Origin of the sequence: Plantactinospora sp. WMMB334 (genome assembly GCF_049179095.1) — a bacterium.
Taxonomy (GTDB): Bacteria; Actinomycetota; Actinomycetes; order Mycobacteriales; family Micromonosporaceae; genus Plantactinospora.
In genome coordinates this window covers 8,245,233-8,269,626 of sequence record NZ_JBMHME010000002.1, presented here as the reverse complement: position 1 = coordinate 8,269,626, position 24,394 = coordinate 8,245,233, and the positions used below count along the sequence as shown (strand labels likewise).

Genomic DNA, 24,394 nt, shown 5'->3' with positions numbered 1-24,394 from the left:
GTGATCGCCGTCCAATCCTGGCCGGACGGCGGATCGCAGATCGCGGACCGTGGACCGGGGCGAGCGCAGCGAGGAGATGTCGATGGCCGAGTTCGACGTGGCGACGGCGGCGGTGCAGGCCGCCCTCGACGCCGGGGCCCGGTACGCCGACGCGCGGGTGATGCACCAGCGGTACGAGTCGATGTCCGCCCGCAACGGCGAGATCGAGTCCGTCACCCAGGTCGAGAGTGCCGGAGTCGGCGTACGCGCGCTGGTCGGTTCGGGGTGGGGCTTCTACGCCGTACCCGATCTCTCGGAGTCGGCGGCCCGGACGGCGGGTGAGCGGGCCGCGCGGATCGCCGCCGCGAGTGGCCGGGTCGCCGGTCCCGGCAGCAGCCTGCTGCCGGTGCCGGCAAGCACCGGGTCGTGGAGTTCGCCGTGCGTCGTCGACCCGCTCGCGGTGCCGCTGTCGGACAAGGGTGACCTGCTGGTCGGGGCCACCGGCACGTCCCGGGAGCACGGCGCCGACCTGGCCGAGGGGATCTACCAGATCTGGGACACCCGCAAGTGGTTCGTCTCCAGCGAGGGGCACCGGATCGACCAGCACATCCGGGAGTCCGGTGCCGGGATCTCGGCGACGGTGATCGGCGACGGCGAGACGCAGCGCCGCTCCTATCCCAGCTACCGGGGGCAGTACGGCACCCAGGGCTGGGAACTGGTCGACTCCCTCGACCTCGGCGCGCACGCCGCCCGGGTCGCCGAGGAGGCCCGGGAGCTGGTCACCGCGCCGCTCTGCCCGGCCGGCGAGACCACGCTGATCCTCGGCGGCGAGCAGATGGCGTTGCAGATCCACGAGTCGGTCGGGCACGCCATCGAACTCGACCGGATCCTCGGCTGGGAGGCCGCCTTCGCCGGCACCTCCTGGCTCGACCTCGACCAGCTCGGCGCGCTCCGCTACGGCTCCGAGCTGATGAACGTCACCATCGACCCGACCATCCCGGGCGCGCTGGGCAGCTTCGGCTTCGACGACGAGGGGACCCCGGCGGCACGGCGTGACGCGGTCCGCGAGGGGCGCTGGGTCGGCACGCTGGCCGGGCGGGACTCCGCCGCCGTCGCCGGGCTGGACTACGCCGGCAGCGTCCGGGCCGACGGCTGGGCCCGGCTGCCGATGGTCCGGATGACGAACGTCGGGCTGGAGCCCGGCCCGCACACCCTGGACGAGATGATCGCGGCGACCGACGACGGCGTCCTGATGGACCTGAACCGCTCCTGGTCGATCGACGACAAGCGGCTCAACTTCCAGTTCGGCTGCGAGATCGGCTGGGAGGTCAGGAACGGGCGGCGGGGCCGGATGCTGCGCAACCCGACCTACACCGGGATCGGGCCGCAGTTCTGGCGGTCGATGGACATGCTCTCCTCGGAGACCGTGGCCTGGGGGACGCCGAACTGCGGCAAGGGCCAGCCGGGACAGGTCGGCCACACCGGGCATCCCGCCGCGCCCGCGCGGTTCACGAATGTACGGGTCGGGGTCCGGGGATGACGGCGGCGAGGCAATGGAGGCAGTGATGACAAGCCCACTCGATCTCGCCGGTCGGGTCGTCGAGCTGGTCCGGCAGGTCGCCGGGGCGGGCGCCGAAGCCGAGGTCGGCGCCGAGCACGCCGAGCTGGCACTGACCCGGTTCGCCAACTCGTTCATCCACCAGAACATGGCCGACGTCGCCACGGTGGTGCGGCTGCGGCTGCACCTCGACGGGCGTACCGCCACCGGGGTCTCGACGGTGGCCACCGACGAGGGGCTGCGTGGACTGGTCGAGCGCACCGTCTCGGCGGTCCGACACTGCCCGCCCGACCCGGGCTGGCCGGGGCTGACCCCGCCGTCCACGATCGACGGTGCCGGCAACGGCAGCAACGGTAGCAACGGCGACGGCGGGACCGGCGGCTGGGGCAGCGGCTGGGACGGCAACTGGGACGAGGCGACCGCCGCGGCCGGTCCGGAGCAGCGGGCCGAGCGGGTCCGGGAGTTCGTCGAGGCGGCCGGCGGGCTGGAGACGGCCGGCTACTGCCGCAGCGGGCGCCGGGAGGCCGCCTTCGCCAACACGGCCGGGCACGCGGTGCGCGGGCGGAGCACCGAGGCGGCGATGGACGGGATCGCCCGGTGCGGCGGCGCCGACGGGGTCGCCCGGCTCGGCTCGTACCGCCTCGCCGACCTGGCCGGCGGCGTGCTCGGCGCGCGGGCCTCGGTGAAGGCGCGGGCCGGGGTCGCTCCCGTCGAACTGCCGCCGGGGCGCTACGAGGTCGTACTCGAGCCGACCGCCGCCGCCGACCTGCTGCAGAACTTCTCGTTGTACGGCTTCAACGGCAAGGCGTACAACGAGCAGCGCTCGTTCGTCGTACCGGGGGCGGAGCAGTTCGACCGGTCGGTGACGCTGCTGGACGACGCGCTGGCCGGGCCGGCGATGCCGTTCGACGCGGAGGGGACGGCGCGGAGCCGGGTCGCGCTGGTCGACGGGGGTGTCACCCGGAGCGTCGCGCACGACCGGCGGACCGCCGCCGAGGCCGGCGCCGCCTCCACCGGACATGCCGTGCCGGCCGGCCCGGTCGCCGGGGCGTTCCCGTTGTACCTGGGGCTCGCCCCCGCCCCGTCGCCGGAGGGCGCACCGGATCCGGCCGAGGCGTCCGGGCCGGCGGTCGACGCCGACACCGCCGCCCTGGTCGCCGAGGTACGCCGTGGACTGCTCGTCACCGACCTCTGGTACACCCGGATCCTCGACCCGAAGAGCCTGGTCGTCACCGGGCTGACCCGCAACGGCGTGTGGCTGGTCGAGGATGGTGAGGTCACCGCCGCCGTGCAGAACTTCCGGTTCACCCAGTCGTACCCGCAGGCGCTCGCCCCCGGCGCGGTACTCGGGATCGGCCGGCACGCCGCGCTGCAGTCGCAGACCTTCAGCAACGCGTGGTGGTCGGCGCCGCCGCTCCGGCTGGCCTCGTGGAACTTCACCGGCGGCGCCTCCGGCTGACCGGTGCCCGACCCGCCGATGTGACAGACGGGTCGGGCGGGGATGCCCGGATCGCTTCGCGGTGCTTCACTGTGTGGCGTGACGGACGACGCGACCACCCCCGCCGCCGACGACACGACGACGGGCGCCCAGCGACCCGACCCGGCGGCACCGCAGCCCGACCCGGGGGCCCGGCAGCCCGACCCGGCCGCGCGGCGGCGGCGCCGGCTGACCATCGCCGTGATCGCCGGTGCGGCGGTCGTCGTCCTGCTGGTCTGCGGCTGCCTCGGCGCCTTCGCCGCCGGCCTGGGCCGGTTCACCCGGGAGTCCGACCGGGAGCGGACCGCGCAGGCGCGGGCCGAGTCCGCCTGCCGGGACCTGGAGAAGCGGCTCCACCGGTTGCTCCCGCCCGGTGCCACCGACAGCCCGGGACAGCGGGCGGCGGCGATCCGGGACGAGAACGCCGCGGTCCGGCCGTTCCTCTCCGACGTCGAGCGGCTGCGCGGCTGGTGGGACGCGGACCCGGACGACGACGAGCGGCGCGGTCGTGGCCAGTACTGGCAGCAGTTGGTCGACGCCCGGAGCAGCTACGCCGACGCCCTCGACCGGCAGGTGACCAACGGCGAGCCGGCCTTCTTCCTGGCGCCGCGCGATCCGCTCGGCCGCCCGGTGGTGGACCGGCTGCAGCACGGGCCGGAGGAGTGCGCGGCGTCCGCCAGGCGGCTCGCCGCACCCGATCTCTGAGCCGTGGCCCGGGTGCCCGGTCCGCACGACGGGGCGGGTCGCGCAGAGTGAAGTTCTGCACAACCGCACGACTATCCGCGGGCGGGACTTTCGTAATCGGCGGGAAACCCGCGAGACTCCCTTGCGCATGTGCCGGTAAGCGTGCGGCGTAACGTGTGCACCGACGCGGACGCAGGTAGCGCGGCTGCGGGTCCCCCCTGCCCCCGCGCGCCCCGCCGGAACACCATCCGTGCCCGTCAGCCAGACCGGGCCCCGTCAGGGAGACATAGATGACTACGAGGACGGCCCCACCTCCGGCCGGACTGCCGGGGGGCGTGCGCCAGCGCGCGTCCATCGCGGCAAGAACCCTGCGTACCGACCGGTGGTGGTTCGCACCACTGATCACGGTGATCGGACTCGGCGCCTGGGTCACGTACGCGACGGTGCGGGTTTTCATGCACGACTTCTACTGGGTCGCGGACTACCACTACCTGACCCCGTTCTACTCGCCGTGCGTGACGGAAGCCTGCATTCCCGAGGCGGCGCACCTCGGCCGGGTGCTGCCCGGCTGGTGGATCATCCCGGACGCCGCGCTGACCCTGCCGTTCCTGCTGCTGTTCCGGCTCACCTGCTATTACTACCGCAAGGCCTACTACCGGTCGTTCTGGCTCTCGCCGCCGGCCTGCGCCGTCCCGGACGGGCACAGGACCTACACCGGGGAGACCCGCTTCCCGCTGCTCGGGCAGAACCTGCACCGCTACACCTTCTACGCCGCCGTGATCATCTCGCTGATCAACAGCTACGACGCCATCCTCGCCTTCCACAGCCCGGAGGGCTTCGGTTTCGGCCTCGGCAACCTGGTCCTGCTCGGCAACGTGGTGATGCTCTGGGCGTACACGCTCTCCTGCCACTCCTGCCGGCACATCGCGGGCGGCCGGTTGAAGCACTTTTCCAAGCACCCGGTGCGGTACCGGTTCTGGACGTTCGTCTCCAAGCTCAACGTCCGGCACATGCAGCTCGCCTGGATCACCCTGGGCACCCTGGCGCTCACCGACTTCTACGTCATGGCACTCTCCGCCGGCTGGTTCGACGACCTGCGGTTCATCAACTAAAGGGCCTCTGACATGACTACCCGAATCGAACGACACCACTACGACGTCGTCGTCATCGGTGCCGGTGGTGCCGGCCTCCGCGCGGCGATCGAGGCCCGGCTCGCCGGGAAGCGGACCGCGATCATCTCTAAGTCGCTCTTCGGCAAGGCCCACACGGTGATGGCCGAGGGCGGCGCCGCCGCGGCGATGGGGAACGTGAACCCCCGGGACAACTGGCAGGTGCACTTCCGGGACACCATGCGGGGCGGCAAGTTCCTCAACAACTTCCGGATGGCCGAACTGCACGCGAAGGAGTCGCCGCAGCGGATCTGGGAGCTGGAGACGTACGGTGCGCTCTTCGACCGCACCAGGGACGGCAAGATCTCGCAGCGCAACTTCGGCGGCCACGAGTATCCGCGGCTGGCGCACGTCGGCGACCGGACCGGGCTGGAGCTGATCCGTACCCTGCAACAGAAGATCGTCTCGTTGCAGCAGGAGGACAAGAAGGCGCACGGCGACTACGACGCCCGGATCAAGGTCTTCGCCGAGACCACCATCACCGAGCTGCTGCTCGACGGCGACCGGGTCGCGGGCGCCTTCGGCTACTACCGGGAGTCCGGCGAGTTCGTCCTCTTCGAGGCCCCGGCGGTGGTGCTGGCGACCGGCGGCGTCGGCCGCTCCTACAAGGTGACCTCGAACTCCTGGGAATACACCGGCGACGGTCACGCGCTCGCGCTGCGGGCCGGCGCCACGCTGATCAACATGGAGTTCCTCCAGTTCCACCCCACCGGCATGGTCTGGCCGCCCTCGGTGAAGGGCATCCTGGTCACCGAGTCGGTCCGGGGCGACGGCGGGGTGCTGAAGAACTCCGAAGGCAAGCGGTTCATGTTCGACTACGTCCCCGACGTCTTCCGCAGGCAGTACGCGGAGACCGAGGAGGAGGCGGACCGCTGGTACACCGACCCGGACAACAACCGGCGTCCGCCGGAGCTGCTGCCCCGGGACGAGGTCGCCCGGGCGATCAACGCCGAGGTCAAGGCCGGTCGCGGTACGCGGGCCGGCGGCGTCTATCTGGACATCGCCAGCCGGCTGCCGGCCGAGGAGATCCGTCGCCGGCTCCCCTCGATGTACCACCAGTTCAAGGAGCTGGCCGACGTCGACATCACCGCCGAGCCGATGGAGGTCGGCCCGACCTGCCACTACGTGATGGGTGGCGTCGAGGTCGACCCGGACAGCGGCGCGGCGCACGGGCACGTGCAGGGGCTCTTCGCCGCCGGTGAGGTCTCCGGCGGGATGCACGGCTCCAACCGGCTCGGCGGCAACTCGCTGTCGGACCTGCTGGTCTTCGGCAAGCGGGCCGGCGAGCACGCCTCGGCGTACGCCGCCGCGCTGCCCGCCCGCCCGCAGGTGGCGGCGGCGGACGTCGAGGCCGCGGTGGACCGGGCGCTGGCCCCGCTGGAGCGCGAGGGCGGGGAGAACCCGTACACGTTGCAGCAGGACCTCCAGGCGGTGATGGGCGACCTGGTCGGCATCATCCGGCGCAGGGGTGAGCTGGAGGAGTCGCTGGTCAAGCTCGCCGACCTGCGCGACCGGGTGACCCGGGTGGCGGTGGCCGGCGGCCGCCGCTACAACCCCGGCTGGCACCTGGCGCTGGACCTGCGCAACATGCTGGTGGTCTCGGAGTGCACCGCCCGGGCGGCGCTGGAGCGCGAGGAGTCCCGGGGCGGCCACACCCGGGAGGACTTCCCGACGATGGCGCCGCGGTGGCGCACCCTCAACCTGGTCTGCTCCCTCGACGGCGACAAGGTACGCCTGGAGCAGAAGCCGGTGCCGAAGATGCGCGGCGAGTTGATCCAGCTCTTCGACCGCACCGAGCTGGCCAAGTACCTGACCGACGAGGAACTGGCGGACTTCGACGCCCTCACCGCAGAGGCGCACGCTGAGGAGGCGGCCAAGTAATGGCGACACAGGACGCGCCGGGGACCACGACCGGCAAGGCCGGCGGGACCCGGCACTTCAGGGTCTGGCGGGGCGACGAGTCCGGCGGTGAGCTGACCGACTACCAGGTGCAGGTGAACGAGGGCGAGGTGGTCCTCGACGTCATCCACCGGTTGCAGGCGACGGAGGCGCCGGACCTGGCCTGCCGGTGGAACTGCAAGGCCGGCAAGTGCGGCTCCTGCTCGATGGAGATCAACGGCATGCCCCGGCTGGGCTGCATGACCCGGATGTCCACGTTCGAGGAGAACGAGACGATCACGGTCACGCCGCTGCGTACCTTCCCGATCATCCGGGACCTGGTCACGGACGTCTCCTACAACTACGCCAAGGCGCGGGAGACGCCGGCCTTCGCCCCGCCGGAGGAGCTGGCGCCGGGCGAGTACCGGATGCAGCAGCTCGACGTCGGGCGGTCGCAGGAGTTTCGGAAGTGCATCGAGTGCTTCCTGTGCCAGAACACCTGCCACGTGGTGCGGGACCACGAGGAGAACAAGACCGCCTTCTCCGGGCCGCGCTACTTCATCCGCGCCGCCGAGCTGGACATGCACCCGCTGGACACGAAGACGGACCGCAAGGAATACGCCCAGGCGTCGCAGGGTCTCGGCTACTGCAACATCACCAAGTGCTGCACCGAGGTCTGTCCGGAGCACATCAAGATCACCGACAACGCGATCATCCCAATGAAGGAACGCGTCGTCGACCGGCGGTACGATCCGGTTGTGTGGCTGGGTAGCAAGATCTTCCGTCGTGGGCAGCAGCAGGACGGGGCCGCAGCGGCCCAGACCCCGCGCGACCCCGACGAGCTGGGCAGGGTGCACTCGACCGCGGGCGGGTCGCACGAGCCGGAGGCCGAGGCCGGCGCGGAGCACGGCGTGCACTGGGGCCGTCAGGTCCCGCACCCCACGGCGCCTCCGGTGGATTCCCGGGGCCGGCTGCCGATCAGCGAGTTCACCTTCGACCGGGCGGCCGCACCGTCGCCGTTCGGCGAGGACGTGACGTTCCCGCTGCCGGCCGAGGGCCTCAACTACAGCCATCCGAAGCAGCCCCAGGACGACGACTGAGCCCGTCCGTGCCGTGTTACGGGTCGGGGTTGCCGGACGGCGATCCCGACCCGCGCGGACGGCCGTCGGCCTCCGCCGTCTCCATGGCGGCGGGACGGTCAGGACGGCGAAACGGTCAGCACGGGACGCAGCGCCGCCACGATCGGCTCGTCGGCCGGCAGCCACGGCACGCTCTCCAGCTCGTCCGGGCCCAGCCAGCGGAGCTCCGCGTGCTCCAGCGGCTGCGGTTCGCCGGCGACGAGCCGGGCGAGATAGACCCGCAGCACCGAGCTGCCGTGCCCCATCGGGACGTCCCGGCCGATCCGCTCGCCGATCTCGACGCGTACGCCCAGCTCCTCGGCGCACTCCCGGACCAGCGCGGCCACCTCCGACTCGCCGGATTCGACCTTGCCGCCCGGAAACTCCCACCGGCCGGCCACCTCCGGAGGGTGAGATCGCGCACAGGCCAGCACCCGTCCGGCGGCGACGATGGCCGCACCCACCACGACCTTCGGCACCCGGCCACGGGGTCCGGAAAACCCCCCAGTCGCCCCATGACGGTCGTTACCGTTCGCCCGATCGGTCCGCACGAGGGTCCAGCGTGCCAGATCAATCGGGTTTTCGGGTAGCTGAGCCGGCCCCACCGGCCAATAGAAGACGGAAGGGTGGACGTGGACACACCCGCCGGCCGGAGACAGACTAGGGAGCACCGACCAAGACACGGGATGGCGACGATTTGGCCACAAGCCGGCAACGACGCCTGGGAGGTTTGGCGATGCGCGCTCTGTGGGGCGGCCGGATGGACCGCGACTACCTGAGCGACGCACTCACCCTACTGGGCGACTGGACCCGCGAGGGTCAGCAGATCAGGAGAACCCTCATCCTCGACGACACCCAGCACGCGGCGCTCACCGAGCGGATAAAGATCATCGCGGACGCGTTGCATCTCCGCCCCGAGATCCGCCGGCTGGACGGATACACCCAGATCAGGATCGGCCCCCGTGACGAGAGCGCTATCACGGAGGGCGAGGTCACTCTCGCTGCCCGTATCGAGGATGTCTACCGCGCCGTGACCGCCGCTCCGAACTGAGCGCGACTGGCGGAGCCCTTCTACGCTCGGATCATGGCCAACGTCACCTATGACCGTCGCGAACAGCTCAAGCAGATCGAGAGCGGCCTCCTCGACGGCGAGCAGGTCATCGCCGTCTACGACGCCGTCGGCGCCGGCACCGGATTCATCGGCCTGACCGACCGGCGTGTGATCATCCAGGACAAGTCCTTCATCGGCAAGAAGTTCGCGATCACCAGCATCCCGTACTCGAAGATCACCAGCGTGAGCGTGGTCAGCAACAAGTCCTGGGGCGGCTCGTTCTTCTCCACCGGGGCCATCGCGATCAACGTCGGCACCCACACCTACGAGGTGGAGTTCCGGGGCGACCAGAAGAGCCACCACGTGCACAACGTGATCCTGCACTACATCTCCGCCTGACCGGGCCGCCGGGCCCGGCCGCACGAGCGGCCGGGCACGCCGTGCGCGTCAGCCGTCCCGCGCGGTGTCGTAGGCCCCGCGAGCCGCGAGGACGTCGCCGAGCCGGCCCTCGACCCAGCGTGCCAGCCCGGACACCTGCTCGGCGACCTCCCGGCCGGGCGGCGTCAGCGAGTAGTCCACCCGGGGCGGGATCACCGGCCTGGCGGCGCGGTGCACGAAGCCGTCGCGCTCCAGGGTCTGCAGGGTCTGCGCGAGCATCTTCTCGCTCACCCCGCCGACGTGCCGGCGCAGCTCGCTGAAGCGGTAGGAGCGGTGCAGGAGCGCGGAGAGCACCAGCACACCCCAGCGGCTGGTGACGTGTTCGAGCACGCCCCGGGAGGGACAATCCGCGCGGTTGACGTCGGGCGGGGGCGCGCCCGCACCCCCGCCGGCCGATATCCGCGATCTGGACGCTTCACTGACGCTCACACCAGTACCTTACCCAGAAGTGCGTACTTCCCACCAGACAGGTACCGTAGATAAAGTTAGCGACAGGTCCAGGAGCTGGGCCTATGCCATGACGGCACCGTGTCACCAACGGAGGAAGCACTCGATGAGCATCGTCATCACCGGGGCCACCGGCCAACTCGGCCGCCTGATCATCGCGGACCTGCTCGGTGCCGGCGTACCGGCGGGCGGGATCACGGCCGTCGCACGCAGCAAGGAGAAAGCCGCCGACCTGGTGGCCCAGGGCATCGGGCTGCACGTCGCCGACTACGACGAGCCGGAGAGCTTCACCGGGGCGTTCCGGCCCGAGGACCGGGTTCTGCTGATCTCCGCCACCGACGCGGGCCGGCGCGTGCCGCAGCACGCCGCGGTGATCGACGCGGCCCGGGCCACCGGCGTCGCCCAGTTGGGCTACGTCAGCGTCTTCGGCGGGCCGGAGGCCGACTTCCGGCTCGCCGACGACCACCGGGAGACCGAACGGCTGATCATCGCCTCGGGCCTGCCCTACACGTTCCTGCGCAACAACTGGTATTCGGAGATGTACGCCGTCAACGAGATCCCGGGCATCCTGGCACAGGAAGCCATCGTCACCAACGTCGCCCCGGGGAGCCGGATCGCCACCGCCACCCGTGCCGACTATGCGGCGGCGGCCGCCACCGTGCTGCGCGAGGACGGGCACCTGGGCCGGGCGTACGAGCTGAGCGGCGACACGGCGTGGACGTTCGAGGAGTTCGCCGAGGAGGTGTCCCGGCAGAGCGGCCGCACGATCGTGCACAGGTCGATCGACCCGGCCGAACGGGCGGCGATGCTGATCGGCTTCGGCGTGCCGGCGCCCTTCGCCGAGGTGCTGGTCGACGTGGACGACGCGATCAGCCGGGGTCGGCTCGCCGGCACTCCCGGCGACCTGTCCCGGCTCGCCGGCCGCCCGACGACCCCGATCGCCGACACGATCGCCCAGGGGCTGGCCGCCGCCCAGACCGCCTGAGCCGCATCGGCCGGCCCCGGAGAGCGCGCCGCGAGACGCGCGCTCTCCGGGGCCGGTGACGGCGACTAGCTCAGATCGGCGCAGACGTCCTGGGCGATCCGGTAGGCGCCGGAGATCGTGCGGAAGTTGTCGGCGCTGATGTCGAGGCGCCAGGCGACGCCGTCGATGACGTAGAGGCCGCCGGGAAGGTTGCTGCGACCCTCACGGATGCCGAGCAGGAGCGGGCCGTGGAGCCGGTAGGTCAGGGCCCCGTCGTCGTGGTGGGTGATCAGGCTGCTCGAGCTCGCGTCGCCCTCGACGGTCGCCCCGGTGGAGACGTTGGTCAGCCGGTAGATCAGCGGCCCGACGGCGGCCTCGGTCCGGGCCGTACCGTCCGGTGCGGTGGTGAGGGTCCGGTAGTACACCTTGTCCACAATGGGTTCGCCGTGCACCCCGAAATCACAGGTCAGTCCGGCTGGATAGTCGAACGGTGGGCTGGGCACGTGCACCCAGCCGGAACCGCCCGGCCTGGCGGCCTGCACGGGTACGCCGAGCGCGAGGGCGATCAGGACGCCCGCCACGACGGCACCGAACAGTCGGCGCATCTGGTTACCTCCTCGTCGAGTACCTGACGCAGGAACGCGTTGGGCCTCGACGGAGGTTGCCCGGAACCGGATCTTCGGCCGCCGGAGATCCCGCCTACAGCCCGCGTGTACCGGCGTGGACGGCCTCGACGATGGTGAGTGCTGAAGAGCTCAGTACGGCAGCCGCCATTGGTGTTCTGACCTAATGTGGTGGTTGCTCGCCGGGTGGAACGGGTGGGGTGGTGCAACATGGACGCAGCCGCCTGTTGATCATGTGTTGTGAGGACAACTAGATCCAACGTCGTTCAGTTAGGCGTGGGTGGGGCTGGTCAAGGGGTGTGTTGATCAGGGAATGAGAGGCGGGGTTCCGGTATCAAGGTTTGTCACTCCAAGACAACCCGAACCAGGAACCCCGCTCGGTGGATCAGATTGCCATAACACGGACGGTCACGGTAGCTGCCGGACCGTTCGCGGCGGGTCATCTCGGTGAGTTGACCCGCCTCGTGCCGTTCGAGATGGTCGATGATGTGCTGGCCACGACCCGGCGTACGCAGCGACGGGTCCGCCTGTTGCCGGCCCGGGTCGTGGTGTATCTGCTGCTGGCCGGTTGTCTGTTCGCCGATTGCGGCTACCGGCAGGTGTGGGCGAAACTCGTCGCCGGCCTGCGCGGGCTACCGGTACCGGACCCCAGCGGCAGCGCGTTACGCCAAGCCCGGCAACGACTCGGCCCGGCCCCGTTGCGGGCCTTGTTCGACCTGCTACGAGGGCCTGCGGCCACCGGCGCCGTCGCCACCGTGTGGTGGCGGGGCCTGCTGCCGGTCGTCATCGACGGCACCATGATCGCTGTCGCGGACTCGCCGGCCAACCTGCACCGCTACGTCAAACACCGGTGCAACAACGGCGGCTCCGGCTACCCGACACTGCGGCTGAGCGCCCTGCTGACCTGCGGCACTCGTACGGTCATCGACGCCGTGTTCGACCCGAGCACCACCGGCGAGACAGCCCAAGCCGAGCGACTCGCCCGCAGCCTACGCGCCGGGATGCTGCTACTGGCCGACCGCAACTACTGCGCCGCCGACCTGATCACCGCCTTCACCGCGACCGGAGCGAACCTGCTGATCCGCTGCAAGACCGGCCGCAGACTCCCGCTGATCCACCGCTACCGCGACGGATCCTGGCTATCAGTCATCGGCGGCCGACACGTCCGCGTGATCGAGGCCCGAATCAGCATCACCACCACCACCGGCAGCCACATCGGTGACTACCGGCTCATCACCACCCTGCTCGACCCGTCCCGCTACCCCGCCGCCGACCTCGTCACCCTCTACCACCAGCGATGGGAGATCGAGACCGCCTACCTGGAACTCAAATCCACCATCCTCGGCGGCCGGGTCCTACGCGCCCGCACCCCCGACGGCGTCGACCAGGAGATCCACGCCCTGCTGATCGTCTACCAACTGCTACGCACCGCCATGGTCGACGCCACCGACAGCCAGCCCGGCCTCGACCCGGACCGGGCCAGTTTCACCACCGCCCTCAACGCCGCCCGCGACCAAGTCGTCCACGCCGCCGGCGTCATCGCCGACACCGTCATCGACCTGGTCGGCGCCATCGGCGAACGTGTCCTGGCCAACCTGCTGCCCGAACGCCGCATCCGCACCAAGAGCCGCATGATCAAACGCTCGAACTCCAAGTACCAAGCCCGCGGACCGAACATCGATCGCCGCACCTACAAGGCCACCACCAGCATCGATGTCATCACCAACGACCCTTGACCAACCAACCACTGCCCTAACTGAAAGGCGTTGCAACTAGATCGAAGGCGGCTGCTGCCGCCGGGGTAGCGGCCGCCCGCGCGGTGCGGGCACGGGCCGAGTTGTTGGGGCGGCTGCGGTCGTGTTTCGTCCGGACGCGGACGTGGCAGCAGGCGGGCCGGTATGTCTCGGCGCTGGTCAGTGGGGTGCCCAAGGACAACGGGTGGGCCATCGCGGAGCAGATCGGGGCCGCCGCGCCGGATCGGACTCAGCGGTTGCTGAACCGGGCGGTGTGGGACACGGTGGGTGTGGCCAGTCAGGTGCGGCGGTTCGCCGGGGCGGGATTGGACGCGGCGAGCACAACGCCAACGAGATAGGTGAGGCGGCGACCGTAGAGCTCGCCGACCGTCCCGGCCGACATCACCAGGCTCACCAACGCGAGCGTGAACGAGCTGGTGATCCACACCAGCGTGCTGCCCGAGACGTGGAGGTCGTCCTGGATCGAGGCAAGCGCCCCGATGGTCGACGAGGCGTTGACGAAGGCCATCATCACGCCGATGCAGACTACGAACAGGCTCGGCCACCTGTTCGCTACGGAGGGGTGGCGCAGCCGGCCCACCACGACCCTGGCTAACGGAAACCATAGCCAGCACTCTGGGTTCCGGGTGTTCGCCCATCGGCTGGTGTCGCCCGGTCGTCCGCGCTTGTGAGCGAGGCGGAACGGCCCGGTCGAGGGCTACCCAGGACATCAGGCGTCCGAAGGTGAAGTCCTGGCGATCGCCACGCGCTTCCCAGATCCCCTGCTCGGGCTGGTCCCAGTTCTCGCAGAGCCAGTCCACCATCCGCACGGTGCTCAGCCACTCCTGGTGTGAATTCATCAGGCCGTGACTGTCCGCGAAATGGAGGGCGTCGAGCGCCTCGCCGCAAATATCGAGCTGCAGTTGGCCGGCCGCGCCGTTGCCCACCCACACCGGTGCTGAGCCCCGATACCCCTCAAGGTGGTCCAGCACCTCCTCGGCGAGATCGGGTGAGCCGTCGACGCGGTACATGATCTGCAGCGGTACGCCGGTTTCCTCGGCGTCCCGGATCCGGTCGTCCACCCATCAGCCGGTACTGCCACGCCTCGTCGGTGAAGCCCAAGCTGAGCAGGGCGTACACGGAGAACGACGCGTCACGGATCCACGTGTAGCGGTAGTCCCAGTTCCGGCTTCCACCGATCTGCTCGGGTAGCCCGGCGGTGGGGGGCGGCGATCACCGCGCCGGTCGGTGCGTACGTCATGAGCTTGAGCGTCATCGCTGACCGCTCGGCCATCTCCCGCCAACGGCCGGTGTAGCGGGAGCGGCCCACGCCTCACGCAGCACGAAGGTCGCACCCACGCCCCCGCCTCGCTCCGTTCGCGCGGCCGCTCGCCAATCCGGGATTCCGGATATCGAATGGCGCTCATCATGAGGGAGTACGCGGGGCAGGGTCTTTGCGTAGTCGATCGAGGTGCGTCTGACCTGGCTGTACGCGGTGCCGTGACCTGTGTGGAGGGTGATGCGGTACGGGTGCGGCCCGTCGGTGATCATGGAGTTGCTGAGACAACATGACACCGAGAAGGACCACACCCGCGCATGTCATCATCGCTGATCGACGTGATCCGCCGGCACGCCCCTACCCCGTCCGACAGCACGGCTGCCGGTCATGAGGCGTTTGGCCTGCTGGAGGCCCTGGCGCGGGTTCCTGACCCGCGTGACCCGCGAGGGATCCGCTATCCCCTGACCAGCGTGCTCGCGGTCGCGGTGTGCGCGGTGATGGCCGGGGCTTGCACGTTCGCCGCGATCGTCGACTGGGTTGATGATCTCGATGCGCCGGCGTGGGGCCGGCTCGGGTTCACCGGCCGGATACCGGTGCTGACCACGGTGTGGCGGCTGCTGGTCCGCGTCGACGCCGAGATGTTGACGGCGGTCCTGGCCGACTGGCTGTGCTCGCGGGTGTCGGCGCCGCCGCCGGTGCGGCGGGTCATCGCCGTTGATGGCAAGGTGCTGCGGGGCGCGGTTCTGCCCGAGGGACGGGTCCATCTGCTGTCGGCCTACGACACCTCGACCGGTGTGGTCCTGGCGCAGGTGCAGGTCGCGGCGAAGTCGAACGAAATCCCGGCGTTCGCCCCGCTGCTGGAACAGGTCACGGCACGGCTGGGCAGCCTGGCCGGGGTGGTGATCGTCGCGGACGCCCTGCACACACAGCTCGCCCACGCCCGAGCTGTCGCCGCTGCCGGCGGGGACCTGTACGTGTCGGTCAAGGCCAACCAGCCGACCTTGTACGCCCAGCTCAAGCAGTTGCCGTGGGCGCAGGTGCCGGTCGGGGACCAGCACCGCGACACCGGACACAGCCGCCACGAAACCCGCACCGTCAAGGCGCTGACCCTGCAGACTCCCGGCGGCATCGGCTTTCCTCATGCTCAGCAGGCGGTCCGGATCACCCGTACCCGCACCGTGGCTGGCAAGCGAACGCGGGAGACGGTCTATCTGGTGGCATCGTTACCCGCCGTCCACGCCCAGCCTGCTGACCTGCAGGAATGGGCCCGGCTGGAATGGCATATCGAGAACCGGCTGCACTGGGTCCGCGATGTGACTTTCGGCGAGGACTCCCACCGAGCCCGCACCGGCACCGGACCCGCCGTCGCGGCGGTCCTGCGAAACACCGCGATCGGATTCCATCGCGGCAACGGCGAGACCAACATCGCCCGAGCCACCCGACGCGCCAACCGCCGACCCCACGACCTCATCACCACCGTGACCAGCAGCTACCCGACTACGCAATGACCCTGGTACGCGGGGGTGCGGAAACCTCCCCCTCGATGTACACGTCGACCTCGTGCGGATCCCTGCCATAGTTGAAGCGGGGCTCGACCTGGAAGCGGAACCACATGACGCCGCGGACGACCCGTACCATTCGCACCAGACGGTGACGATCGGTGGGACGATCGCCCGCGACGGGCATGAAATTACCGCAACCAACTCAAAGACCCTACCGACACCTGAACTCGACCACGCCGCCGTCCGCATACCGCGTCGGCCGGCCTAACGCGCGCGATAGATCAATCGTAAAACCCTGCCAGCCCGCACGCCTGGCGGTAGGGCCGAGCGGCTTACGGGGAACGAACATGTCGGGGACCTGAAGGTCTCGGGGGAGAAGAAAAATCGACATCATGCCGAGGTCGTTCTCAAGGACGATGAACAGCGAGAAGTAGATACCCGCCTCCATCCGTGCGAGCTGCGGTGCCCAGGCAGCCCCCGGGATCTTCGACGGGCATATGTCCGGCAGCGGGCCTCGCAACGACTTCGTCTTGACCTGCGCGAGATAGCCGCAGAAATCACAGATGACGTCGGCACACTTGAAGTTTGGTGGCAGCCTCCGCAAGGTGCGTTCCGACCGCTTACACCCGGGACATCGGACCTTGCGGACGATCAACTCTTCGCCTCGCGCACCACGGGATTGCCTGACGGTTGGGCTCACTTCTTCGGTGCTGTTGGTGCGTGACGGAACTCGACCACGTCGCCGTCCTGCATGATGTAGTCCTTACCCTCGATCCGGACCCGGCCGGCGGCCTTGGCCGCTGCCATCGAGCCGGCGGCGACCAGGTCGTCGTAGGAGACGACCTCCGCCTTGATGAAGCCGCGCTGGAAGTCCGAGTGGATCACACCGGCGGCCTCCGGCGCGGTCGCCCCGACCGGGATGGTCCAGGCCCGCGCCTCCTTCGGCCCGGCCGTCAGGTACGTCTGCAGCCCCAGCGTGCGGAAGCCCACCCGGATGAGCTGGTCGAGGCCGGGCTCGGACTGCCCGATCGACTCCAGCAGCTCCCGGGCCTCGTCCGGGGGCAGGTCGGTCAGCTCCGACTCGACCTTGGCATCCATGAAGATCGCCTCGGCCGGCGCGACAAGCTGGCGCAGCTCGTCCAGCAGGTCGGCACTGCCCAGCTCCGCCTCGTCGACGTTGAAGACGTACAGGAAGGGCTTGGTGGTCAGCAGGTGCAGCTCACGCAGCTCCGCCACCTCGATCCCGGCGTTCGCCGCGCCCGCGTAGAGGGTGACCCCGGTGTCGAGCAGCTCGGCCGCCTTCTTCGCGGCGGTGACGGCGGCGGCCCGGTCCTTGCGGACCCTCGCCTCCTTCTCCAGCCGGGGCAGCGCCTTCTCGATGGTCTGGAGGTCGGCCAGGATCAGTTCGGTGTTGATCGTCTCGATGTCGTCGCCGGGCGAGACCTTGCCGTCGACGTGCACGACGTTCGGGTCGGAGAAGACCCGGACGACCTGGCAGATCGCGGCGGCGTCCCGGATATTGGCCAGGAACGCGTTGCCCCGGCCCTGCCCCTTCGAGGCGCCCCGGACCAGGCCGGCGATGTCGACGAACGAGACCGGCGCAGGGATGATCTTCTGCGAGCCGTGGATCTCGGCGAGCCTGCCCAGCCGTTCGTCCGGCAGGCCGACCACCCCGACGTTCGGCTCGATGGTGGCGAACGGGTAGTTCGCGGCCAGCACGTCGTTCTTGGTGAGCGCGTTGAACAGAGTGCTCTTGCCGACGTTGGGCAGGCCGACGATACCGATGGTCAGTGAAGTCATGCGAACGCGACTGCCTCTCTCATAGCCTCCCGCGACCCGGTATGCGCCACCGGCCCGGCCCGGGGTGAAGTCTACGGACGTGCCCCCACCGCCGCCGCGACGGGCGAGACCCGCACAGCCAGGTCCGATTTCCGCGAGTCAACGCGGCGGGCACGCGGCACCATCGAGGGCATGGAGCTGGACTTCGAACGCTGCTACCGGGCGGTCGACAGCCGGGACCAGCGCTTCGACGGCTGGTTCTACACCGGCGTCACCACCACCGGCATCTACTGCCGGCCGTCCTGTCCGGCGACGACCCCGAAGCGGGAGAACGTCCGGTTCTTTGCCTCGGCCGCCGCCGCGCAGCGGGCCGGGCTGCGCGCCTGCCGGCGCTGCCGGCCCGACGCCGCCCCCGGATCGCCCGACTGGAACGTCCGGGCCGACGTCGTCGGCCGGGCGATGCGGCTGATCGGGGACGGGGTGGTCGACCGGGATGGGGTGCCGGGACTGGCCGGCCGGCTCGGCTACACCGAGCGGCACCTCAACCGGATGCTCGTCGCCGAGGTCGGCGCCGGGCCGCTCGCACTGGCCCGGGCCCAGCGCGCGCAGACCGCCCGGATCCTGATCGAGACCACCGACCTCGGCCTGGCCGAGATCGCCTTCGCCGCCGGCTTCGGCAGCGTGCGCCAGTTCAACGACACGATCCGCGAGGTGTACGCGGTGGCACCGTCCCAACTGCGCGAGACCGCTCGCCGCTCGGCCGGCGCCCCGCCCCGCCGCTCGGGCGGCCGCCCGGCCCGGCCGGTGGGCTCCGACGCCGCCCCGCCGCCCGGCCCCGCCGCCACCGGCACGGCGGGAGCCAGCAGCAGCGCCGGGACGAGCGGCACAGCGGGGACGAGCGGCACGGCAGGGACGATTGCGCTTCGGCTCGCCTACCGGGCGCCGCTGCACGCCGAGGCGCTGCTCGACTTTCTCGCCCTGCGGGCGGTCCCCGGCGTCGAGCGGGTCGAGGCCGGGTCGTACCGCCGTGGTCTGCGGCTGCCGCACGGGCCGGCCGAGATCAGCATGACTCCGCTGCCCGGACACGTCGCCGCCACCCTCCGCCTGGCGGACCTGCGCGACCTGGCTCCGGCGGTCGCCCGCTGCCGCCGGCTCCTGGACCTGGACGCCGACCCGGAGGCGGTGGACGCGGTGCTCGGCGCCGATCCGGTGTTCGCCGAGGCGGTGGCGAAGGAGCCGGGCATTCGGGTACCGCGTGCGGTGGACGGCTTCGAGATGGCCGTCCGGGCCGTCGTCGGCCAGCAGGTCTCGGTCGCCGGCGCCCGCGCCGTGCTGGCTCGACTCGTCGCCGCCGCCGGTCCGGCGACCGCCGGACGGACGGATGCGGACGGCTCCTCCCCCGGCGTGGTCGAGCGGGGGTGCGGAATCCGGCCGTTTCCCTCCGCCGAGGAGGTACTGGCGCTGCCGGACACCGCGTTCGGCATGCCGGCCGCCCGGCGTACCACGATCCGGGCCGTGGCCGAGGCGGTCGCCACCGGTGACCTCGACCTCGACCCCGGCGCGGACCGGGCGGAGCTGGTCGAGCGGCTCACCCGGCTGCCCGGGATCGGAGCCTGGACCGCCGGCTACGTCGCGATCCGGGCGCTCGGCGACCCCGACGTCTTCCTCCCCACCGACCTCGGCGTACGCCGGGGTGCGGCAACCCTCGGCCTGCCGGACGACCCGGCCGGTCTCGACGCGTACGCCGGCCGCTGGCGGCCCTGGCGGTCGTACGCGGTGATCAGACTGTGGAGAGCGTGAGCTGAACGATGGAGAACGCAGTGAACGAGATGTCGAGCAGCCGGATCGAGACGCCGGCCGGACCGCTGACCGTGCTCGCCGACCCGGACGGGATGGTGTACGCGGCCGGCTTCACCACGGAGAGCGCCGAGCTGCTCGCCCTGGTACACCCCCGGTTACGCGGCCCCGTGCGGGAGCGGTCCGACCTCGGTCCGGTCACCTCGGCCATCCGCTCCTATCTGGACGGTGACCTCGCCGCGATAGACGCGGTGCCGGTCCGCCAGCACACCGACGGCGCGTTCCTCGCGCACGCCTGGGAGACGCTGCGTCAGGTCAAGCCGGGAGAGCCGATCACCTACACCCGGTTCGCCGAGCTGTCCGGGCGGCCCCGCGCGGTCCGGGCGGCCGCGATGGCCTGCGCGCAGAACGCGGCCGCACTCTTCGTACCGTGCCACCGGGTGCTGCGCACCGACGGTGGCCTCGGCGGCTACCGGTGGGGGCTGCCGGTGAAAACCTGGCTGATCGCCCACGAACGCGGGTGACACGGCGAAATATACTGACGCACACCGATCAGGGGCCGCGCCGGTCCCCGAGACAGGCAGAGCCCCGGCACCGGACTGATCGGTCGGTCCACCTCGCCGGGAGCCACCATGACCCTGCTGCTCGCCCTGGTAGCCATCATCCCCGTCGGGCTCGTCCTCCGGGCCCGGCACCGGGCCCGGGAGGCACTGGACGGATGGCTGCCACAGGTACGGCAACGGCAGTGGCGACCGGCGTTCACCGGAGATCCGCTCGCCGAACTCGGCCCGTACGAGATGGCCTATCTGACGGGCGGTTCCGGGCATGCCGTCGACACGGCGCTCGTCACGCTGCACCGCAAACGGTCGGTACGGATCTCCCGGGAGGGAGAGGTCAGCGCCGTCACCGGCGAGCCACGCCCGCCCAAGCCGCTGGAACAGGCGATCATGGACCGGCTCACGACCGGACCGCAGCCGGTACGGTCCGCGGCCGACCTGCGGGCGGCACTCCGACACGGGTCCGAGATGCTCGACATCCACCGGCGGCTGGAACGCCTCGGCATGCTGACCTCTGATGACGCGGTAAAGCCGACCAGCACGCGGCTGGCCGAGCTGCTCGCCGCCTCGATCGGCGCCGTCGTCCTGCCCTGGCTGCTGGTGCTGGCGGCGGCGTTCCTCCCGGTCGACGCGTGGCCGGCTCTCGGCGCGGCGCTGCTCGGTACGGCCGTCGGCGGGCTCGGCATCCGCGCCTACCTGGAGGGCCGACGGGCGGTCGACACCCTCGGTGAACACGGCGGCTGGCATGGCGAGAAACACCCGTCCCACCGGATCGCCCCGGCGCTCCGGGATGCCCTGCTGCGGAGGTCCGACGAGATCTCCCGCGGCCCAGGGCAGCGCCGTGCCCTGGTGCCGGTCGCGCTCGCCGTGGCGCTCGGCGGGCTGGTCATGCTCGACGACCCCACCCTGGAAACCGCGCTCCGCCCACCCGCGCCCGAGGGCGGTGGCACCGCAGGCGGCTGCGGCGGGTGCGGCGGAGGCTGCGGAGGCTGCGGGTGCGGCGGCTGAGCCGGCACGCCACGAGCCGTCCGGTCGCTGCCGGTGCCGACCGCGGACGCGCACGTGCCGGGCTTGAGTCGGGAGGTCGATGAGGATGTTGGGTGTCGGGATCGGTTGGCGACCTGAGATCGACCTCACCGTGGAGCGGCTGCCGGGGGTCGACTTCGTCGAGGTGATCGCCGAGCGGCTGCGCCCACCCCGGCTGCCGGAATCGCTCCGGCTGCTGCGCGCCCGGGGCGTACCCGTCGTACCGCACGGCGTGGGGCTCGGCCTCGGCGGTGCGGAGCCGCCCGACCGGGACCGCCTCGCCCACCTGGCCGCCTGTGCCGAGATGCTGGGATCACCGCTGGTCAGCGAGCATGTCGCGGTGGTCCGGGCGGCCGGGATGGAGGCGGGACATCTGCTGCCGGTGCCCCGCACCCGGGACTGCCTGGAGGTGCTGGTGGCGAACGTCCGGCTGGCACAGGCGGCGCTACCGGTGCCGCTGGCCCTGGAGAACGTGGCGGCGCTGTTCGGATGGCCGGACGACGAACTCACCGAGGGCGAGTTCCTGGCCGAGCTGGTCGACCGGACCGGGGTACGGCTGCTCGTCGACGTGGCCAACCTGCACACCAACCGGCACAACCAGGCGGTCGATCCACTCGACACCCTGGCCGCGCTGCCGCCGGACGCCCTGGCGTACGTACACGTGGCGGGCGGATACTCGCGGGACGGCATCTGGCACGACACGCACACCCGTGCGCCGTCGGAGGAGATCTACCAACTGCTCGCCGAGCTGTGCGCGCTGGCCCGGCCACCCGGGGTGCTGCTGGAGTGGGACGGTGACTATCCCCGCGACCAGGTGCTCGCCGACACCCTGGCCCGGATCCGGCGGGTGGTCGAGGGCGGCTCCGCCACGCACCCGCGCACCACCGCCACCGCTCCGGCCCCGGCCCCGGCCCCGGCCCCGGCCCCGGCCCCGGCGAGCCTGCCGGCGCCGGCCGTGCCCCCGGGGCCAGCGGGCGGGCTCGACGCGGCCCGCGCCCGGCTCGGCGAACGGTACGCCGGACTGCTCCGCGCGCTGGTGCTGGCCGCGCCGGCGCCGGCCGGCTTCGACGCCGTACGCCTCCGGGTGCAGGCCGAGCGGCTGATGGCACGCCGCCGTCACCACCGGGACCGGCACCACGACCACTGATCGGCGGCTACGAGCACTGATCAGTCGGCTACGAGCACTGATCAGCGGATCAGCGGCGGTCCGGTGAACGAGGGCGGCGGACGGCGACAGGTGACAACAACACGACTCAGTCGTCCCCGGTATTTGCCGATACCGTCAGGGGATGGTGCCGGATCGTGACGACAAGCCCACGGTCCGGGACCGGCCAGTGCTCCGACTGACCGCCCGGCTGACCGCCCGGCTCCGACTGACCGCCCGGCTGCGGGTGCGCCCGGCGCGCAGCCTGTGGCGGCCCGACCGGCGCGGTACCGGACGGCTGGCCCGTCGCCCGGTCCGGCCGCCCGGCAATCCGCTGCTCCGCACCCCACTGCCCCGCAACCTCTGGCGGCTCCGGCGCTACCTCCGGCCATACCGTGGCCAACTGGTCTGGCTGCTCCTCGCGGCGTTCGCGGCGACCGGGGCGGGCATCTGCGTACCGCTGGTGGTGCAGCGGGCGGTCGACGGGCCGATCGCGGACCGCGACCCCGGCGGGCTGCTCCGGCTGGGCGGGCTGGCACTGCTGCTCGGCCTCGCCGAAGCCGTGTTGATCTTCATTCGGCGATGGACCCAGTCCTCCTCGGCGGTGGGGATGGAGGCCACCATCCGGGACGAGCTCTACGCCCACCTGCAACGCCTGCACATCGGCTTCCACGACCGCTGGCAGTCCGGCCAGCTGCTGTCCCGGGTCACCAGCGACCTGTCGGTGATCCGGCGCTTCCTCTCCTTCGGGCTGCTCTTCCTCGTCGTCAACGTCACCACCTACCTCGCGGTGGTGACGTTGCTGATCGTGCTGCACCCCGGCCTCGGCCTGCTGGTCGCGGCGGGCGCGGTGCCGCTCTTCCTGGCGAGCCGGCGGTTCACCCGGGCGTACCTGCTCGCGGCGCGCCGGCTCCAGGACGAGCAGGGCGACCTGGCCACGCTGATCGAGGAGTCCGCGCAGGGTGTACGCACCATCAGGGCGTTCGGCCGGCGGCCGGAGATGACCCGCCGGTTCGCGGCCGGTACCCGTACGCTGCACGACACCGCCACCGGCAAGGGCCGGCTGCTCGCCCGCACCTCCGCCCAGTTCGACCTGGTGCCGAACCTGATCCTCGGCGCGGTGCTGGTCGCCGGTGCGGTGGCCGTCGCGCACGGCTCACTCAGCATCGGCGAGCTGGTCGCCTTCGTCAGCCTGCAACTGATGCTCATCTGGCCGATCGAGTCACTCGCCTGGATCATCGCCAACGCCCAGGAGGCGATGACGGCATCCGATCGCATATTCGAGGTGCTCGACACCCGCCCGGCGATCGTCGACCGGCCCGGTGCGGTGACCCTGGCCCCGGTCGGCAGCGCCGGGCAGGGTGGCAGCGCCGGGCGGAGTGGCGCGCTCCGCTTCGAGGGGGTCTGCTTCGGCTACCCGCAGGGTCCGCCGGTGCTGCGCGGGGTCGACCTGGCGGTGGAGCCCGGCGAGACGCTGGCCATCGTCGGCGCCACCGGCTGTGGCAAGACCACCCTGCTGTCGCTGGTGCCCCGCCTGCATGACGTCACCGCCGGCCGGATCACCCTGGACGGTCGGGACATCCGGGACGTCCGGCTCGACTCGCTCCGGAGCCGGGTCGGTGTCGCCTTCGAGGAACCCACGCTCTTCTCGATGTCCGTCAGGGAAAACCTCACCCTCGGCCGGGCGGACGCCGACGACGAGGAGGTACGCGCGGCGCTCGCCGTGGCACAGGCCGATTTCGTGTACGACCTGCCATGGGGCCTCGACACCCGGATCGGCGAGCAGGGGCTCTCCCTCTCCGGAGGGCAGCGGCAGCGGCTGGCGCTGGCCCGGGCGGTGCTCGGCCGGCCCGGGGTGCTGGTGCTCGACGACCCGCTGTCGGCGCTGGACGTGCAGACCGAGGCGCTTGTCGAACGGGCGCTGGCCCGGGTGCTTCGGGACACCACCGCGCTCGTGGTGGTGCACCGGCCGTCGACCGTCGCCCTCGCGGACCGGGTGGCGCTGCTCGCCGACGGGCGGATCGCCGCCATCGGCACCCACGCCGAACTGCTCCGCGACGTGCCCGCGTACCGGTCGGTGCTCGCCGCCGAAGCCGAGGATGCCGGGCCCGGCGAGGTCGTGAAGCCCGCAGAGGTCGTGAAGCCCGCAGAGGACATGGGGCGCGCAGAGGACATGGAGCCCGGCCGGGCC

General features: G+C 71.3%; 19 protein-coding genes and 6 pseudogenes. 18 read left to right on the top strand and 7 right to left on the bottom strand.

Features of this window, described 5'->3' with window-relative positions; genetic code table 11:
* Positions 1 to 82 precede the first annotated feature (82 nt).
* The 7 genes and pseudogenes from ACN27G_RS36040 to ACN27G_RS36010 form a co-directional block, all read left to right on the top strand.
* On the top strand, positions 83 to 1,519 hold the full coding sequence (locus tag ACN27G_RS36040; RefSeq protein ID WP_421497077.1) for a TldD/PmbA family protein: 1,437 nt from the start codon (positions 83 to 85) through the stop codon (positions 1,517 to 1,519).
* A gap of 25 nt (positions 1,520 to 1,544) precedes the next feature.
* Complete coding sequence (locus ACN27G_RS36035; protein ID WP_421497076.1) at positions 1,545 to 2,996, top strand: TldD/PmbA family protein; 1,452 nt, start codon at positions 1,545 to 1,547, stop codon at positions 2,994 to 2,996.
* A gap of 78 nt (positions 2,997 to 3,074) precedes the next feature.
* Positions 3,075 to 3,719: a hypothetical protein gene (locus ACN27G_RS36030; protein ID WP_421497075.1), complete on the top strand. Its 645-nt coding sequence runs from the start codon at positions 3,075 to 3,077 to the stop codon at positions 3,717 to 3,719.
* Between the two features lie 269 nt (positions 3,720 to 3,988).
* The gene (locus ACN27G_RS36025) at positions 3,989 to 4,810 is read left to right on the top strand and encodes a hypothetical protein (protein WP_421497074.1); all 822 of its coding nucleotides are present in this window, start codon (positions 3,989 to 3,991) and stop codon (positions 4,808 to 4,810) included.
* Positions 4,811 to 4,822: 12 nt separating this feature from the next.
* Entirely contained in the window at positions 4,823 to 6,748 is a 1,926-nt protein-coding gene (locus ACN27G_RS36020; protein WP_421497073.1) for a fumarate reductase/succinate dehydrogenase flavoprotein subunit, read from the top strand.
* Positions 6,748 to 7,539: pseudogene (locus ACN27G_RS36015) on the top strand (succinate dehydrogenase/fumarate reductase iron-sulfur subunit); the annotation flags it as partial. The gene ACN27G_RS36020 and the pseudogene ACN27G_RS36015, both read left to right, overlap by 1 nt.
* A 54-nt stretch (positions 7,540 to 7,593) precedes the next feature.
* Positions 7,594 to 7,845 (top strand): annotated as a pseudogene (locus ACN27G_RS36010) (succinate dehydrogenase/fumarate reductase iron-sulfur subunit); the annotation flags it as partial.
* Between the two features lie 98 nt (positions 7,846 to 7,943).
* Here the strand turns inward: ACN27G_RS36010 and ACN27G_RS36005 are convergent.
* Positions 7,944 to 8,342 carry a (deoxy)nucleoside triphosphate pyrophosphohydrolase gene (locus ACN27G_RS36005; protein WP_421497072.1) on the bottom strand — a complete coding sequence of 133 codons (399 nt, stop codon included), beginning with the start codon at positions 8,340 to 8,342 and terminating at the stop codon, positions 7,944 to 7,946.
* Positions 8,343 to 8,599: 257 nt separating this feature from the next.
* Here ACN27G_RS36005 and ACN27G_RS36000 point away from each other — a divergent pair, with 257 nt between their 5' ends.
* Both ACN27G_RS36000 and ACN27G_RS35995 read left to right on the top strand, forming a co-directional pair.
* Positions 8,600 to 8,914 (top strand): 4a-hydroxytetrahydrobiopterin dehydratase, encoded by a 315-nt coding sequence (locus tag ACN27G_RS36000; protein WP_421497071.1) that lies wholly within the window; start codon positions 8,600 to 8,602, stop codon positions 8,912 to 8,914.
* A gap of 33 nt (positions 8,915 to 8,947) precedes the next feature.
* Positions 8,948 to 9,313 (top strand): PH domain-containing protein, encoded by a 366-nt coding sequence (locus ACN27G_RS35995; protein ID WP_421497070.1) that lies wholly within the window; start codon positions 8,948 to 8,950, stop codon positions 9,311 to 9,313.
* A gap of 48 nt (positions 9,314 to 9,361) precedes the next feature.
* On the opposite strand, the gene ACN27G_RS35990 is transcribed toward ACN27G_RS35995, so the two are convergent.
* A complete protein-coding gene (locus tag ACN27G_RS35990; RefSeq protein WP_421497599.1) occupies positions 9,362 to 9,751 on the bottom strand; it encodes a winged helix-turn-helix transcriptional regulator in 390 nt (129 codons plus the stop codon).
* Between the two features lie 154 nt (positions 9,752 to 9,905).
* Between ACN27G_RS35990 and ACN27G_RS35985 the strand changes: the two genes are divergently transcribed.
* On the top strand, positions 9,906 to 10,784 hold the full coding sequence (locus ACN27G_RS35985) for an SDR family oxidoreductase (protein WP_421497069.1): 879 nt from the start codon (positions 9,906 to 9,908) through the stop codon (positions 10,782 to 10,784).
* Positions 10,785 to 10,849: 65 nt separating this feature from the next.
* On the opposite strand, the gene ACN27G_RS35980 is transcribed toward ACN27G_RS35985, so the two are convergent.
* The gene (locus tag ACN27G_RS35980; protein ID WP_421497068.1) at positions 10,850 to 11,368 is read right to left on the bottom strand and encodes a hypothetical protein; all 519 of its coding nucleotides are present in this window, start codon (positions 11,366 to 11,368) and stop codon (positions 10,850 to 10,852) included.
* A 398-nt stretch (positions 11,369 to 11,766) separates the two neighbouring features.
* Here ACN27G_RS35980 and ACN27G_RS35975 point away from each other — a divergent pair, with 398 nt between their 5' ends.
* Positions 11,767 to 13,122: an IS4 family transposase gene (locus ACN27G_RS35975; RefSeq protein ID WP_421494632.1), complete on the top strand. Its 1,356-nt coding sequence runs from the start codon at positions 11,767 to 11,769 to the stop codon at positions 13,120 to 13,122.
* A gap of 83 nt (positions 13,123 to 13,205) precedes the next feature.
* Positions 13,206 to 13,460, top strand: a pseudogene (locus ACN27G_RS35970) (IS701 family transposase); the annotation flags it as partial.
* On the opposite strand, the gene ACN27G_RS35965 reads toward ACN27G_RS35970, so the two are convergent.
* Together ACN27G_RS35965 and ACN27G_RS35960 are read right to left on the bottom strand one after the other, a co-directional pair.
* On the bottom strand, positions 13,418 to 13,654 hold the full coding sequence (locus ACN27G_RS35965; RefSeq protein ID WP_421497634.1) for a hypothetical protein: 237 nt from the start codon (positions 13,652 to 13,654) through the stop codon (positions 13,418 to 13,420). The pseudogene ACN27G_RS35970 and the gene ACN27G_RS35965 overlap by 43 nt on opposite strands.
* A 105-nt stretch (positions 13,655 to 13,759) precedes the next feature.
* Positions 13,760 to 14,443, bottom strand: a pseudogene (locus tag ACN27G_RS35960) (glycoside hydrolase family 15 protein); the annotation flags it as partial.
* Between the two features lie 272 nt (positions 14,444 to 14,715).
* Here ACN27G_RS35960 and ACN27G_RS35955 point away from each other — a divergent pair.
* Complete coding sequence (locus ACN27G_RS35955) at positions 14,716 to 15,906, top strand: ISAs1 family transposase (protein WP_421492187.1); 1,191 nt, start codon at positions 14,716 to 14,718, stop codon at positions 15,904 to 15,906.
* A 205-nt stretch (positions 15,907 to 16,111) separates the two neighbouring features.
* Here ACN27G_RS35955 and ACN27G_RS35950 read toward each other — a convergent pair whose 3' ends face one another.
* Together ACN27G_RS35950 and ychF are read right to left on the bottom strand one after the other, a co-directional pair.
* Positions 16,112 to 16,600, bottom strand: a complete 489-nt coding sequence (locus ACN27G_RS35950; protein WP_421497067.1) for a DpnI domain-containing protein — start codon at positions 16,598 to 16,600, stop codon at positions 16,112 to 16,114.
* Positions 16,597 to 17,700, bottom strand: coding sequence for a redox-regulated ATPase YchF (ychF, locus tag ACN27G_RS35945; RefSeq protein WP_421497066.1), 1,104 nt, complete (start codon positions 17,698 to 17,700; stop codon positions 16,597 to 16,599). Before ychF ends, ACN27G_RS35950 begins: the two co-directional genes overlap by 4 nt.
* A 171-nt stretch (positions 17,701 to 17,871) precedes the next feature.
* Between ychF and ACN27G_RS35940 the strand changes: the two genes are divergently transcribed.
* The 5 genes and pseudogenes from ACN27G_RS35940 to ACN27G_RS35920 all read left to right on the top strand — a co-directional run.
* Positions 17,872 to 19,479 (top strand): DNA-3-methyladenine glycosylase 2 family protein, encoded by a 1,608-nt coding sequence (locus ACN27G_RS35940; RefSeq protein WP_421497065.1) that lies wholly within the window; start codon positions 17,872 to 17,874, stop codon positions 19,477 to 19,479.
* A 29-nt stretch (positions 19,480 to 19,508) separates the two neighbouring features.
* Positions 19,509 to 20,000, top strand: a complete 492-nt coding sequence (locus ACN27G_RS35935) for a methylated-DNA--[protein]-cysteine S-methyltransferase (RefSeq protein ID WP_421497598.1) — start codon at positions 19,509 to 19,511, stop codon at positions 19,998 to 20,000.
* Between the two features lie 108 nt (positions 20,001 to 20,108).
* Positions 20,109 to 21,041: a TIGR04222 domain-containing membrane protein gene (locus ACN27G_RS35930; RefSeq protein WP_421497064.1), complete on the top strand. Its 933-nt coding sequence runs from the start codon at positions 20,109 to 20,111 to the stop codon at positions 21,039 to 21,041.
* 79 nt (positions 21,042 to 21,120) lie between these two features.
* A pseudogene (locus ACN27G_RS35925) lies at positions 21,121 to 21,900 on the top strand (DUF692 domain-containing protein); the annotation flags it as partial.
* Positions 21,901 to 22,348: 448 nt separating this feature from the next.
* Positions 22,349 to 24,328: pseudogene (locus tag ACN27G_RS35920) on the top strand (ABC transporter ATP-binding protein); the annotation flags it as partial.
* Positions 24,329 to 24,394: the final 66 nt, after the last annotated feature.